The sequence below is a fragment of the Actinomadura sp. 3N407 genome, assembly GCF_052245875.1.
Classification (GTDB): domain Bacteria; phylum Actinomycetota; class Actinomycetes; order Streptosporangiales; family Streptosporangiaceae; genus Spirillospora.
This window is the reverse complement of the sequence record NZ_JBQQBP010000008.1, coordinates 290,702-304,630: the sequence shown is the minus strand read 5'-3', so window position 1 is coordinate 304,630 and position 13,929 is coordinate 290,702. Positions and strand designations below refer to the sequence as shown.

At 70.3% G+C, this 13,929-nt stretch carries 10 protein-coding genes; 6 read left to right on the top strand and 4 right to left on the bottom strand.

Going from position 1 to position 13,929, the window contains the following annotated elements:
* Positions 1 to 16 precede the first annotated feature (16 nt).
* Entirely contained in the window at positions 17 to 2,431 is a 2,415-nt protein-coding gene (locus ACTWPP_RS22245; RefSeq protein ID WP_443106254.1) for a M4 family metallopeptidase, read from the bottom strand.
* A gap of 337 nt (positions 2,432 to 2,768) precedes the next feature.
* On the bottom strand, positions 2,769 to 3,797 hold the full coding sequence (locus ACTWPP_RS22240) for an alpha/beta hydrolase (protein WP_443106253.1): 1,029 nt from the start codon (positions 3,795 to 3,797) through the stop codon (positions 2,769 to 2,771).
* Between the two features lie 129 nt (positions 3,798 to 3,926).
* Between ACTWPP_RS22240 and ACTWPP_RS22235 the strand changes: the two genes are divergently transcribed.
* Together ACTWPP_RS22235 and ACTWPP_RS22230 are read left to right on the top strand one after the other, a co-directional pair.
* Positions 3,927 to 4,658: an isocitrate lyase/PEP mutase family protein gene (locus tag ACTWPP_RS22235; RefSeq protein WP_443106252.1), complete on the top strand. Its 732-nt coding sequence runs from the start codon at positions 3,927 to 3,929 to the stop codon at positions 4,656 to 4,658.
* Between the two features lie 101 nt (positions 4,659 to 4,759).
* Complete coding sequence (locus ACTWPP_RS22230) at positions 4,760 to 5,584, top strand: oxygenase MpaB family protein (RefSeq protein ID WP_443106251.1); 825 nt, start codon at positions 4,760 to 4,762, stop codon at positions 5,582 to 5,584.
* A 78-nt stretch (positions 5,585 to 5,662) separates the two neighbouring features.
* Here ACTWPP_RS22230 and ACTWPP_RS22225 read toward each other — a convergent pair whose 3' ends face one another.
* Positions 5,663 to 7,369 carry a BCCT family transporter gene (locus ACTWPP_RS22225; protein ID WP_443106250.1) on the bottom strand — a complete coding sequence of 569 codons (1,707 nt, stop codon included), beginning with the start codon at positions 7,367 to 7,369 and terminating at the stop codon, positions 5,663 to 5,665.
* 111 nt (positions 7,370 to 7,480) lie between these two features.
* A complete protein-coding gene (locus ACTWPP_RS22220; RefSeq protein ID WP_443106249.1) occupies positions 7,481 to 8,914 on the bottom strand; it encodes a pyridoxal phosphate-dependent decarboxylase family protein in 1,434 nt (477 codons plus the stop codon).
* 70 nt (positions 8,915 to 8,984) lie between these two features.
* On the opposite strand from ACTWPP_RS22220, the gene ACTWPP_RS22215 reads away from it, so the two are divergent.
* The 4 genes from ACTWPP_RS22215 to ACTWPP_RS22200 all read left to right on the top strand — a co-directional run bounded on the left by ACTWPP_RS22215 (position 8,985) and on the right by ACTWPP_RS22200 (position 13,925).
* Complete coding sequence (locus ACTWPP_RS22215) at positions 8,985 to 9,935, top strand: GlxA family transcriptional regulator (RefSeq protein ID WP_443106248.1); 951 nt, start codon at positions 8,985 to 8,987, stop codon at positions 9,933 to 9,935.
* Between the two features lie 367 nt (positions 9,936 to 10,302).
* A complete protein-coding gene (locus ACTWPP_RS22210) occupies positions 10,303 to 11,895 on the top strand; it encodes an AMP-binding protein (protein ID WP_443106247.1) in 1,593 nt (530 codons plus the stop codon).
* Positions 11,892 to 13,124, top strand: a complete 1,233-nt coding sequence (locus ACTWPP_RS22205; protein WP_443106246.1) for an acyl-CoA dehydrogenase family protein — start codon at positions 11,892 to 11,894, stop codon at positions 13,122 to 13,124. Before ACTWPP_RS22210 ends, ACTWPP_RS22205 begins: the two co-directional genes overlap by 4 nt.
* 42 nt (positions 13,125 to 13,166) lie before the next feature.
* Positions 13,167 to 13,925 (top strand): enoyl-CoA hydratase/isomerase family protein, encoded by a 759-nt coding sequence (locus tag ACTWPP_RS22200; RefSeq protein WP_067633940.1) that lies wholly within the window; start codon positions 13,167 to 13,169, stop codon positions 13,923 to 13,925.
* Positions 13,926 to 13,929: the final 4 nt, after the last annotated feature.

Genomic DNA, 13,929 nt, shown 5'->3' with positions numbered 1-13,929 from the left:
CGCGGGCGGGGGGCGGTCAGGAACTGGTGATCAGGACGTTGTCGATGCCCGCCTCGACGAGGCTGGCGGTGCCGGAGTCGGCCGCGTCGACCACGATGCGGACGGTCTGGCCGGCGTAGGCGGACAGGTCGTAGGTCGCCGTCTGCCACGCTGCGCCGTTGTCGGCCATGGCGCCGCTCTGGCTCAGCGCGGTGCTCGACCCGTTCGGCCCGACGACCCGGACCCGCAGGTAGTCGTCCGTCGTGCTGTTGTTCAGGTGGGCGAGGTACCAGGAGAAGCTGAGCGACAGGGTGCCGCTGGGCAGGCTGATCGCCGGCGACCGGACGCTGGTCACGCCGCCGTCGAGGTCATAGCTGCCCGCGCCGGTCCCGGCCGCGGCGCCGGTGACCAGGTCGGCGCTGCCACCGGCCGCGGCGATCTGCAGGTTCGTTCCCGACCAGTTGGTCGGCTGCGGGGTGCCGCGCTCCCAGGCACCCGCGGACGCGGTGTCGGTGCCGTCCGGATTGGTCGTCCAGCCCTGGCCGGACTCGAAGTCGTCCGAGAAGACCGTGCCCTGCTGGCCGTCTCCGACGGTCAGCGTGAACGTCGCCGTCCGTTCGATGGAGTCGCCCTCGGCGAGGACGGTCAGCCGGTACGTGCCGTCAGCGGTTCCGGCCGGGACGTTCACGGTCATCGTGGACGACTGGCCGGTCGTCACGGTGCCCGGCGAGAACGTGGCGGTCGGGCCGGACGGGCTGCTCGTCGCCGACAGCGAGACCTGCTGGGCGCTGCCGCCCGTGGTCTGCGTGCCGACCGTCGCGGTCGCCGTCCCACCCGCCGGGGTCCGGCCGGTGCCGGGGCTCAGCGAGATCGAGAAGTCGTTCTGCTGGGTGCCGCAGCCCGCCTCGCCGCTCTGCGCCGGGACGTTCACCGCGCTCCAGGCCGCCTTCACCGCGTTGCACTCGGTGGCGGAGCCGGGGAACTGCTGCAGTGCCGCGTTGACCGTCTCGATGCGCGCCCTGGCGTGGCTCCAGTTCGACACCTTGCGGTTCAGGCCGCCCATGAAGATCTGTCCGGCCTTCTGGATGCCGATGCCGTTGACGGTCGAGCCGTCGCAGGTGGGGCTGTTCGGCTTGCCGTTGCCGGGGTTCGACCCCTCGGCGAGCAGGTAGAACCAGTGGTTCTGCGGGCCCGCGGCCGCGTGCACCTCGGTGCGCGGGATCGAGGACGAGTAGCAGTTCGGGTCGCCGAGCGCGCCCGGGTTGTACATGTTGCGGATCGGGCCCTGGCCGACCAGGTCGACCTCCTCGCCCACCAGGTAGTCCGGCGGGTCCAGGTTGGCCGGCTCGTTCATGTAGTGCTCGGTCAGCGCGCCGAAGATGTCGCCGGCCGACTCGTTCATGCCGCCCTTCTCGTTGCCGTTGCCGCCGCCGGCGCCGCCGGGAGTGGTGCTGAACACGGCGTGGCCGTTCTCGTGTGCGACGACGTCGGCGCCCGTGGCCTGCCGGGTACCGGACGAGTTGCGGCCGTAGTTGGTGTAGCTGCCGTTCCAGTACGCGTTGGCCTGGTTCAGGCCGACGCGCATGGGGAAGCCGCCGCCGTTGCCGTTGATGCCGTCGCGGCCGAGCCACGTGTCCAGCATGTCCCACTGCTTCTGGACGGCGAGCATGGCGTCGACGCAGGCGGTCTCCAGGTTGGTGCCGCTGCCGTTGCCCCAGGCGCTGTCGCTGCCGGTGTAGGTGGAGCCGTTCTGGCCGCCGCACCGGACGCCGGGACGCTGCGGGTCGCTCATCGACGTCGCCGCGGTGCTGATGTCGACGGTGCCGTGGTAGTAGCTCTGGTCGTCGGCGACGGCGTCCTGGACCTCGTCCCAGGTCTGGACGACCTTGCCGGTCTTGGCGTCGACGAACACGTGCAGCTTCGTCGGCGCCTTCTTCTGGACGCCGCTGACGACGGTCTCGTAGACGAGGCGTCCGGAGCCTTCGGCCATGACCTTCAGCTGGGGCTTGGACGCGCTCTCGACCTTGGACACGCGGGCGCGGGAGGTCTTGGCGGCCTGCGCCGCCGAGATCTCCGCCGTCGTCGAGACGTCGAGCTTGCGGGTCTGGGCGACGGACGTGCTGAGCACTCCGCCGCTCGCGTTGGTGGTGACGACGAAGTCGCCGCCGTATACGGGCAGTCCGTCGTAGGTGCGGTCGTAGGAGACGTGCTGCAGTCCGTTGAGGCCGGACGTGACGCCGCGCCGGACGATCTTCTCTTCGGGGGCCTTCTTGAACTCCGCGGGCTTCGCCGCGACCAGGCGGTCGGCCGAGGAGGCGGCGACGGTGCGGGGATCCGGCTGCGCCGGGGCCGCGGGGGCGGTGCGGGTCGTCGCACCTGTGGCGGGAACGGACATCGCCACGGCGAGGCCGACGGACAACGCCGCCGCCCCGATCGCGGTCTGGTGTCTCACGGGGGGTGCTCCTTCCACGTGCCGGACAGGGCGGGGCACGTGGACGTCCTTGTGGGAGCGTTCCGCGGGGCCGCCGCCCGTCCGACGGGGCTTGGGATGGGGGACTCATCCGGATGAGCTGCCCCGAAGTGCACTCCTTGTTGTTAAAACTGTCAATGAATCCATTTCATACTGGATTTTCAATTCCGCTGGCGCTGTTAATGAAAGTCTGGAAAACGGCGTTTACGCAGCGCGGACGGGCCGACCCGGTAGAACCGGTCCGGCCCGTCCGGTCCGATCGGTCCGTCCGCGCGGGAACCTTCGGGGCGGGGTGAGCGTTCGGCGGCCGCCGCCGCGGTCAGGGGGCGATGTTGTGGCAGAGCCAGGACAGGGCGAGCGGGTAGCGGTAGTCGATGCCGCCGTGCCCGGCGTCGAACAGCTCGAAGTGGATCACGTCCTCCTGGACGCCCGCGTCCAGGAGGGCCCGGTGGAACGCCTGCGCGCCCACGTCCAGGTACCACTCGTCGCGCGTCCCGCCGTCGATCCAGATCGCCCGCTGCGAACGCATCGCCTCGGCGTGGCCCGGAACCATCCGCACCGGGTCCCAGGCGAGCCAGCGCTCCCAGACGTCCTGCCGGATCACGCCGTCGACCGGGTCGAACGGGAGCTCCGGGGCGCCGTCGTCGCGCGCGGAATAGCACAGCGCCATGCCGAGGATGTTGAGCAGTTCCATGTCCTCGGGCTTGGTGAACGACGTGCGCCCGTTGAAGTCGTCCCACCACCGCCAGATGTCGCCGTCATACTTGCGCAGATGCCGGACGCATTTGGGGAACTCGGTCAGATAGCAGTACTCGAACAGGGCGTCGCCCGCGTGCGTCGCGAGCGCCCCGAACAGGTCGGGGCGCAGCATGGGCGTGATCATCGCGCCGTAGCCGCCGCTGGACTTGCCGCTGATCGCCCGGTGCTCGGGCGCGTCCAGCGTCCGATAGTGCCCGTCCACCCACGGGACGATCTCGTCGCAGATGTAGGAGTGGTAGCGGCCCGTGCCGGGCGAGTCGACGTACTGGCTGCCGCCGTGCGCCGTCCACGCGTCCACGAACACCACGATCGCGGGCGGCGCCTCCCCGGACGCGAACACCGCGTCGGCCGTCTCCGGGAACGGCTGCCGGTAGGGCATCCGGTTACGCCAGATCCCGACATGCCCGGTGAACCCCGTGATCACGTACACGCTGGGGTAGCGGCGTTCCGGCTCGTCGTCGTAGCCCGGCGGGACGTACACCAGGACGGGACGCTCGTGCGGGTCCTTCAGCGGGTTGCCGCGCAGCAGCTCACTGCTGACGACGTGCTCTTCCAGGCGGCCGGCGAACTCGGCGGACCACGGCAGCATGCGCACTCCCTCATCGCGGGGCGGTGATCGCTCCGACGCTAACCCAGCCCGCCGCGTCACCGCCTCCCGGACCGCTGTCACATTCTGGAAGTCCGGCTGGTCCACTATCGAAAAGGGAAGGAAGCAAAGATGACCGAACATGCCAAGCGCCTCCGTGAACTGCACCGTCCCGGCGACCCGCTGCTGCTGCCGAACGTCTGGGACGCCGCGAGCGCGACCACCGTCGAGGAGATCGGCTTCCCGGCCCTCGCCACCGCGAGCGCCGCCGTCTCCGCCATGCTCGGCTACCCCGACCACGAGGGGGCGCCCGCCGAGGAGATGTTCGCCGCCGCCGGACGCGTCATCCGCGCCGCGACCGTCCCCGTCACCGTGGACGCCGAGGCCGGGTACGGGCTGCAGCCCGCCGAGCTGGTCGAACGCCTCCTGGCCATCGGCGCGGCGGGCTGCAATCTGGAGGACACCTACGCCGGGGAACTCGCCGACCCCGAGACGCAGGCCGAATACCTCGCAGCCGTCCGGGACGCCGCCGGCGACGCGCTGGTGATCAACGCCCGGGTCGACACGTTCACCAACCAGGCCGCGGACCCGCTCGACGCCGCGATCGCCAGGGGCCGCCTGTACCTGGAGGCCGGCGCCGACTGCGTCTACCCGATCGCGGCGCCCAAGGACGCCGTCCCGTCCCTGGTCAAGGGGCTGCCGGGGCCGGTCAACGCGAACAACTTCCCCGGCACGTCCGTCGCGGACCTGGCCGCCATGGGCGTCGCCCGCGTCTCCTACGGCCCGATGCCCTACCTCCAGGGCCTGGAGGCGCTGAAGACGTTCGCGACCCGCGTCCAGGCCAGGGAGGATCCTTACGCCTGATCCGTGTGAGGGCGCCCACTCCCGGGCGCCCTTGCAAGTACCCACTTACGATGGCACAGTGAGACGGAGATCGCCTCTATGTATCAGGGAGTGGGCCCGATATGACCGCGACCGCAGAGGAGACGTCCCCGGACGTCCTCCAGGACTCCATGAGCGGCCTCGCGCTCGCGGCCGCCGCAGCGAACGTCGTCATGCAGCTCGCCCGCCTCCCCGTCGGGCACGGCGTCGCCAACAGCAAGGTCGACAGCGGCCGCGTCGACAAGCACCCGGTCAAGCGGACCCGCACGACCCTCACCTACCTCGCCGTCGCGCTGCTCGGCACCGACGACGAGCGCAAGGCGATGCGGCGGGAGGTCAACCGCGCCCACCGGCAGGTCCGCGCGAAGGAACCCGTCGCCTACAACGCCTTCGACCCCGAACTCCAGCTCTGGGTCGCCGCCTGCCTCTACCAGGGCGTCGAGATCATCCACCGGACCCTCTACGGGGAACCGTCCCCCGAGGAGGTCGGGGAACTGTACCGGGCCGGCGCCCGCCTCGGCACCACCCTCCAGGTCAAGGAGGAGATGTGGCCGGCGGACCGGGCCGCCTTCGAGGAGTACTGGCAGGACGGCCTCAGCAAGATCGAGATGGACGACCTCACCCGGGGCTACCTGCGCGACCTGACCGAACTGCGCTTCATGCCCGCCCCCGTACGCCTGCCGTTCGCCCGTACGAACCGCTTCCTGACCCTCGGCTTCCTGCCCCAGCAGTTCCGCGACGAGCTCGGCTACTCCTGGACGCCCCGCGACCAGCGCCGCTTCGACCGCCTGACCCGCGTCCTGGCCCGCACCAACAGCGTCCTGCCCCGCCCGGCCCGCGAGTTCCCCTTCAACCTCTACCTCCGCGACTTCCGCCGCCGCCTCCGAAAGAACCGCCCCATCGTCTGACCGGGGCCACGGCCAGGCCGGCGGCGCCGTTCGACGAGGCACTCCCTACCCCGCGGCGACGCGAACATCGCTGCCGGGTCAGCGGCGGGTGGGGGTGTCGTCGGGGCCGGAGTCGTCGTTGTCGGAGGGTTCGATCACCAGCCCGAAATCGCCGCGGTGCTCCCGGGTGCCCGTCAGCACGGCGTCCTCCAGGACTTCGGCGCCCTTGGTCCGGCGCTGCATCATCGGGTCGCTCTGGATGTCCTTGGCCAGGGAGAAGCAGAGCAGGATCAGCACGAGCGTGAACGGCAGCGCGCCGATGAAGGTGATGTTCTGGATGCCGTTCAAGGCCTCATCGCCCCCGATCACCAGCATGATCGCGGCGACGCTTCCCGTCATGGCGCCCCAGAAGATGACGATCCAGCGGGAGGGGTCGGTCGAGCCGCGCTGCGAGAGGGTGCCCATGACGATCGACGCCGCGTCCGCACCGGACACGAAGAAGATCGCGACCAGGACCATCACGATGATCGCGGTGATCAGCTCCCACGGCAGTTGGCCGAGCATGTTGAAGGTGATGTCCTCCTCCGAGCCGCTCCCGTACGGGTTGAGGCCGCCGCGCTGCTGGCTGATGGACGCCCCGCCGAAGATCGAGAACCAGACCAGGCTGACGACGCTGGGGACGAGGATCACGCCGGCGACGAACTGGCGGATCGTGCGGCCGCGGCTGATCCGGGCCAGGAACATGCCGACGAACGGCGACCAGGAGATCCACCACGCCCAGTAGAAGATCGTCCAGCTGGACAGGTAGGAGTCCATCGCCTCGCCGCCCGTGGCACCCGACCGCGAGGCCATCTCGCCGAAGTCCCGGATGTAGACGCCGATCGAGGTGGGCAGCAGTTCGAGGATGAACACCGTCGGGCCGACCACGAACACGAAGACCGCCAGCAGGGCCGCCAGCACCATGTTGATGTTGGACAGCCACTGGATGCCGCGGGCAATGCCGGAGACGGCCGACACGACGAAGCAGATCGTCAGCACCACGATGATCATCACGAGGACGGAGGTGCCGAGGGTCTCGATCCAGCCGGCCTCCTGCAGCCCGGTGCGGATCTGCAGGGCGCCGATGCCGAGGGACGCGGCGGAGCCGAAAAGTGTGGCGAACAGCGCCAGGATGTCGATGAGCTTGCTGACCGGGCCCTCGGCGCGGCGGCGGCCGAACAGCGGCGCGAACGCCGCGCTGATCAGCTGGCTGCGGCCGCGGCGGTAGTGCCCGTACCCGATCGCCAGGCCCAGGACGGCGTAGATCGACCACGGATGCAGCGTCCAGTGGAACATCGTGGTGGCCATCGCCGTCTCGATCGCCGGCGCGCTCTGCGCCGGGTCGGTGCCCGGGGGCGGCTCGACGTAGTGCATCAGAGGCTCGGCCGCGCCGAAGAACATCAGCCCGATCCCCATGCCCGCGCTGAACATCATCGCGATCCACGAGACGGTGCGGAACTCCGGCTCGTCGTCCTCAAGGCCGAGCGGGATCCTGCCGTACTTGCTGAGCGCCAGCCACAGCGAGAAGATCACGAAGCCGGTCGCGGCCAGGACGAACAGCCAGCCCACGTTCGCGAGGAGCCAGTCGAGCGTCGACTGCGCCGTCTTGCTCAGGTTGTCCGTCCACACCGAACCCCAGAGCACGAACAGGGCGGACAGAACCGCGGTGAAGCCGTAGACGATCCAGTCTGTGCGTGTTCGGCCCTTCTCAAGGGGTACGGGGAAGCCGCCGTCGTCGTCCGAGCCGCCGGTCTTGATCTTCTCCATGATTCTGGGTTGTTCCCAAAGAACCGCCTCTCACTTCCTTGGAGGAGTAATTCGTTTTCGACCTGCGGCGTCGTATTCCCGCGGGGCCTGGGAGGCGCGGCTGAGCGCGTCTCACGCTGCGGCCTTCCGCGCGTCGTTCACCGCCTGGACGAGTTCGTCCACGTCCGCGGGCGTGGTGCGGTGGCTGATGACGCAGGCGCGAAGGGCGGCGCGTCCGTCCAGCCGGACGGGGCTGATCCACGCGCGCCCGCCGCCGACGACCTGATGGGCGATCGCGTCGTGGTGTTCCCATGTCCCGTTGTCCGGATCGGCGAAGCAGACGACGGGGAGCGGGGTGTCGTTGACGATGTCCCAACCGGTGGCCGCGAGCGCTCCGCGGAGGTCGTCCGCCAGGCGGGCGTCATGCTCGAACTGCTCCGCGTACCCGGCCCGCCCGGCGACGGCGAGGCTGAGGAACAGCTTCAGCCCCATGAACCGCCGCGACCATTGCTGGCCGGACGTGTAGGGGTCGACGGTGTCGGGGACGTCGGCCGGCATGTAGGACGTGGTGACCCGGAACGTCTCCGCGAGCCCTTCCGCGTCGGTGGACAGCAGGGCACCCGCACCCATCGGGACGCTCAGCCACTTGTGCGCGTCCAGCGTGATCGAGTCGGCGCGTTCGATGCCGGACAGCGCGGGCCGCAGCCGGTCCGAAAGCGCCGCCGCGCCCCCGTACGCGGCGTCGGCGTGGAGCCGCAGGCCGAGATCGCCGCAGAGATCGGCCAGCTCGTGCAGCGGGTCGATGACCCCGGCGGCCGTCGTCCCGGCCGTCGCGACGACGAGGAACGGCAGGTCGCCGTTCGCCCGGTCGGCCGCCACCGAGCGGGCCAGGTGCGGCACGTCCAGTCCCAGGCCGGGCCCGGTGGGGACGAGGCGCACGGCGTCGCGTCCGATGCCGGTGGCGTGCGCGATCTTCAACCAGGCCAGATGGCTTTCAGCGGACGCGTACATGACCGGACGGCCGTCCAGGGCCCGCAACCCTTCGGTGCCGTACCGCGGCCAGGTCCTCGTGAGCGCGAGCAGCACAGCGGTCATGTTCGCCTCCGCGCCGCCGCTGGTGAACGACCCGGCCACCGACTCGGGCGGGTAGCCCAGCCGTCCGCCCAGGAACCGCAGCAGGTGAGCCTCGATCTCCGCCGCCGCGGGCGCGTGCGACCACGCGGCGAGCTGCGGGTTGAACGCGGCGGCAAGGGTCTCGCCGATGATCCCCATCAGGGTCGGCGTGGGGTTGAACAGGCCGAAATAGCGGGGGTGCGTCGTGTGGACGGTCGCCGCCCGCAGCAACTCCGCGACCTCGTCGATCACCGCCTCGGGGTCGGCCGGACGGTCGAAGTCGTACGCGCCGATGGCGGCCCTCAGGTGCGGGACGTCGACGGGCGCGCTCACGGCCCGCTCGGCGATCCGCTCGCGCTCGTCCCGGAACAGTTCGGCGACGTGCCGCCAAAGCCGCTCGGCCGCCTGCCGCGGCGGGTCGAAGGAGGCACGTCCAACGGGGAGATCGTCCATACACCCACTCTCGCGCCCCGGTGCGACCGCCCCAAGTGGCAGGAACGACCATTACCGCTAAAATAGTGACATGCACACGTTGGCCGTGGCCGTCACCGAAGGCGTGCCGATCTTCGAGCTGGCCATCCCGTGCGAGGTGTTCGGCTACCGGCGGCCGGGGCTGACCGCGTCCTGGTACGACTTCCGCCTGTGCGCGCCCGCCGGGACGCGCACCGCGGCCGGGTTCGCCGCGGACGCCGAGTACGGGCTCGACACGCTCGCCGAAGCGGACACCGTCGTGATCCCCGCGTGCGCGAACGTCCTCGACGATCAGCCGTCCGACCTGATCGACGCCGTCCGCGCGGCGCACGCCAACGGCGCCCGCGTCGTGTCGCTGTGCACGGGGGCCTTCGTGCTGGCCGCCGCCGGCCTTCTCGACGGACGCCCGGCCACCACCCACTGGATGCACGCCGGTCAACTGGCGGCCCGCCACCCGAAGGTCCTGGTGGACGCCTCCGTCCTCTACATCGATGACGGCGACATCCTGACCAGCGCGGGCACCGCCGCCGGACTCGACCTGTGCCTCCACATCGTCCGCACCGACCACGGCGCCGCCGTCGCCAGCGCGCTGGCCAAACGCCTCGTCATGCCCGCACACCGTCCCGGCGGCCAGGCGCAGTACATAGACGCGGGCACAACCGTCCAGGACGCGGACGAACTGGGCCGCCTCCTCGACTGGACCCGCCGGCGCCTGGACGAGCCCCTGACCGTCGCCGCCCTGGCCCGCCAGGCCAACGTCACGACCCGCACGCTCATCCGCCGCTTCCACTCCGTCACCGGAACGACGCCCATGGCCTGGGTGCGCGGCATCCGGATCGACTACGCCCGCGAGCTGCTGGAGACCACGTCCCTCTCCGTGGACCAGATAGCCGAACGCTGCGGCCTCGGCAGCCCGGCCAACCTCCGCCACCACTTCACCCGCACGGTGGGCGTCCCCCCGACGGCCTACCGCCGCACCTTCTCGTCCCGGAACACGGCCTGAGGCTTCCCACGGGAATTTGATGTCATGGCAAGCACTGATGGTCAACGAGTGAGCGCACAACGGAGCGGGGACGGGTTCCGGACGTCACGGTGACGGTGGGGTGGGCGACCGAAATCGGGGGACAGTAGGGGTGTGGCTTTGGTCACATCGGTCGCTTGGGTCCCAGTAGATCACCGCTAGAACAGTGTTGTTCCCTTTTGGTCACTCTTGCCGGTTATAGCGTTTCGTGTTCCCCTAATTTAGGCAATGTCCGGTTGCGGATCACTCCTGGCCGATTCCATTCCACCGGCACAACCGCCACGACGCACGCCACCCACGACGACGCACGCCACCTACGACGACGCACACAGCGACAGCGGAGGTCCGGATGCGCAAGGAGACGCTGGAGAGCTTCGTCCTCGGGGACGTTCTCCGGTCGCAGGCGCAGGTTCACCGAAGACAGACGTTCCTCAAGTTCCGGGACGGCGAGATCACCTACGGCGAGGTCGACGCGACCGCCGACCGGCTGGCCCGGGCGCTGTCGGGCGCCGGGATCGGGCGCGGCGACCACGTGGGCGTGATGCTGCCCAACTGCGCCGACTTCGTCCATCTGATCTTCGCGCTGGCGCGGCTGGGCGCGGTCGCCGTGCCGATCAACATCGCGTACCGCGGCGAGCTGCTGCGGCATGTGCTGGACAGCTCGGATTCGGGCTGGCTGGTCATCGACGGGCCGTACGCGGAACGGATCGTCGACGTCGCGGACCGGCTGCCGAAGCTCGGCGGGGTGATCGTGCGGGACGCGGCGTCGAACGGGGTGCTGCTGGACCGGCTGGGGAAGCCCGCGCGGGACCTGTCGGCCCTGCCGGAGGACGGGGACGGGCGCGTCGAGGTGCCGGTCGGGTTCGCCGACATGCAGGCGATCATGTACACGTCGGGGACGACCGGTCCGTCCAAGGGCGCGATGGTCCCGCATGCGCTGGCGCTGACCTGCGCCTACGACTCGCTGGACTTTCTCGATCGGTGGGGCAAGACGATCTACTGCCCGCTGCCGCTGTTCCACGCGGCGGCGCTGTGGGACGGGATGCTGTCGGCGCTGCTGGGCGGCGGGTCGATCGCGATCGTCGAGCGGTTCAGCGCGTCGAAGTTCTGGGACGACGTGCGCCGCTTCGACGCGCAGGTGTGCATGAGCGTGTTCTCGATGATCCCGATCCTGCTGAACCGGCCGCCGACGTCGCGCGACCGCGACCATCGGCTGGAGACGTTCTACATGGGCAAGTCGAACCTGGACGAGCCGATGCGGGAGCGTTTCGGGGTCCGGTCGGTGGAGACGTACACGAGCACCGAGGCGGGCATCGCGACCGGCAGCCCGTACGGGGAGTGGCGGACGGGCTCGTGCGGGCGGGCGCACGAGGAGCGGTTCCAGGTCGCGGTGGTGGACGAGTACGACCGGGAGGTGGGTCCGGGGGAGCCTGGTGAGCTGGTGCTGCGGCCGAAGCAGCCGTTCGTGCTGACGACCGGGTACTACGGGAACTGGGAGGCGACGACCCATTGCTTCCGGAACATGTGGTTCCACACCGGAGACCGGGTATGGCGCGATGACGACGGGTATTACTTCTTCCTTGACCGGATGAAGGACGCCATCCGCCGGCGCGGTGAGAACATCTCGGCCTTCGACCTGGAGACCGAGATCAACCAGCATCCGGCGGTGTTGGAGTGCGCCGCCATCGGCGTGCCCTCGGAGCTGGAGGACGAGGACATCAAGGTGTCGATCGTGGTGCAGCCGGACACCGGCATGGACCCGGCCGAGCTGATCGCCTACTGCGAGGAGCGGCTGCCGCGGTCGATGGTGCCGCGCTACGTCGAGTTCGTGGAGGCGCTCCCGCGCACGCCGACCGACAAGGTCGCCAAGTTCAGGCTGCGCGCGCAGGGCGAGCACGGGATCACCGAGACGACATGGGACCGGGAGGCGGACGGCCGGTGAACTGGGACGACACACCGGAGGAGGCCGCGTTCCGCGAGGAGGTGCGGGCCTTCGTCAAGGAGAGCTTCCCCGCGTCGTACCGTCCGGCGGGGGACGAGGAGCAGAGCCTCGAACCGGAGGACGTGGCGGGCTACAACTGGCCCGTCGACCGGGTCGCCGACGATCAGGGACGGCGTGAGGGCGCGCGGGCGTGGGCGGCGGCGCTGGCCGGGCGGGGCTGGATCGCGCCGCACTGGCCGAGGGAGTACGGCGGCGCGGGGCTGTCGGCGCTGGAGGAGTTCATCCTGCACGAGGAGATGATGCGGGCGCGGGTGCCGACGGTGAACGGCATCGGCGCGTTCCTCCTCGGCCCGACGCTGCTGGTGCACGGCACGGAGGAGCAGAAGGCCGCGCATCTGCCCGCGATCGCGAAGGGCGAGGCGACGTGGGCGCAGGGGTTCTCCGAACCCGGGTCGGGCTCTGACCTGGCGTCCCTGCGCTGTCGAGCCGTGCGCGACGGTGACGAGTACGTGGTGGACGGGCAGAAGGTGTGGACGTCCCTCGGGCAGTACGCCGACTGGCTGTTCGTCCTGGTGCGCACCGATCCCGATGCCGAGCGCCCGCACCGGGGCATCACGTTCCTGCTCATCAAGGCGGACGCGCCGGGCGTGACGATCCGTCCCATCACCGATCTGCGCGGCGCGGCGCCGTTCTGCGAGATCTTCTTCGAGGGCGTCCGGGTGCCGGTGGCGGACCGCGTCGGCGAGGAGAACCGCGGCTGGTACGTCGCGATGTCCGCGCTGGGGTTCGAACGGGCCGGGATCGGCGCGACGATCAAGTACGAGCAGGCGCTCGCCGAGCTCGTCGCCTACCTGCGGTCGCCGGAGGGCGCGCGGTACGGGCGCACGAGCCCCGCGCTGCGGCAGGAGATCGCCCGCCGGAAGACCGAGATCCGGGTCCTGTACAACCTGGCCCGCTACACCGTGTCGCGGCAGGCGGCGGGCGAGGAACCCGATTTCGAGGCGTCCATCAACCAGCTCTTCGGCGCCGAGCTGCACCAGCGGCTCGCGCGTACGGGCGCGCGGGCGTTCGGACGGTCCGCCGCCCTCTGGGAGCGTGAAGGGGCTCCCCTCAACGCCGCGTTCACCCACATGCGCAGGGACTCGGTGGCGTCCACCTTCCTCGGCGGCACCACCGAGATCCAGCGCAACGTCATCGCCACCCGGGGCCTGCACCTGCCCCGCAGCTGATCACCCGGCCCGCAGCCGATCAACGACGAGGAGCGAGCACATATGCCCGACGAGAACGCCTACGAGACCGTCGATCTGCGGATCGAGGAGAGAGTCGCCTGGCTGACCCTGAACAGGCCGGACAAGCTCAACGCGCTGACGCCGACGACGATGACGGAGCTGCGCGACATCTTCACCCGCGTCGACGACGACGAGGACGTCTGCGTGGTCGTGCTGCGCGGCGCCGGCGAACGCGCGTTCTGCGCCGGGATGGACCTCGCCTGGTCGGAGAAGCTGACCCCGCGGGAACGGATCGAGCAGGGCCGGCTGGGCGAGAAGACGTTCGCGATGATGGAGCGGACGTCGGTCCCGGTGATCGCCGCCGTGCACGGCTACGCCGTCGGCGGCGGCCTGGAGCTGGCGCTCGCCGCCGACTTCATCATCGCCTCCGACAACGCCAAGATGGGCCTGGTCGAGATCACCCTGTCGGCGCGTCCTCCGTACCGCCCGAAGATGACCGAGGACGGCGACCCCGACCAGCCCGAGTTCGGCGGGTCGGCGCCCGGCTGGGGCGGGGTGAAGCGGCTGCCGGAGCGGATCGGCAAGGCCCGCGCGAAGGAACTGCTGTTCACCGGCGCGCGCATCGGCGCGGACCGGGCTCTGCAGCTCGGGCTGGTCAACGACGTGTACCCGGCGGACGAGTTCGACAAGCGCATCGGTGAGCTGGCCGAGCGGATCGCGGCGATGAACCGCTACAACCTGCGCCTCGTCAAGGAACTGGTCACCTACGGCTACGACTGGATCGAGCCCCACCCGAGCTAGGAGA

Excerpts from the sequence above, each read along its gene's own strand:
- ACTWPP_RS22200 (WP_067633940.1), top strand. The coding sequence starts at position 13,167 with ATGCCCGACGAGAACGCCTACGAGACCGTCGATCTGCGGATCGAGGAG.
- ACTWPP_RS22240 (WP_443106253.1), bottom strand. The coding sequence starts at position 3,797 with ATGCTGCCGTGGTCCGCCGAGTTCGCCGGCCGCCTGGAAGAGCACGTC.
- ACTWPP_RS22220 (WP_443106249.1), bottom strand. The coding sequence starts at position 8,914 with ATGGACGATCTCCCCGTTGGACGTGCCTCCTTCGACCCGCCGCGGCAG.
- ACTWPP_RS22225 (WP_443106250.1), bottom strand. The coding sequence starts at position 7,369 with ATGGAGAAGATCAAGACCGGCGGCTCGGACGACGACGGCGGCTTCCCC.
- ACTWPP_RS22215 (WP_443106248.1), top strand. The coding sequence starts at position 8,985 with ATGCACACGTTGGCCGTGGCCGTCACCGAAGGCGTGCCGATCTTCGAG.
- ACTWPP_RS22235 (WP_443106252.1), top strand. The coding sequence starts at position 3,927 with ATGACCGAACATGCCAAGCGCCTCCGTGAACTGCACCGTCCCGGCGAC.
- ACTWPP_RS22230 (WP_443106251.1), top strand. The coding sequence starts at position 4,760 with ATGACCGCGACCGCAGAGGAGACGTCCCCGGACGTCCTCCAGGACTCC.
- ACTWPP_RS22210 (WP_443106247.1), top strand. The coding sequence starts at position 10,303 with ATGCGCAAGGAGACGCTGGAGAGCTTCGTCCTCGGGGACGTTCTCCGG.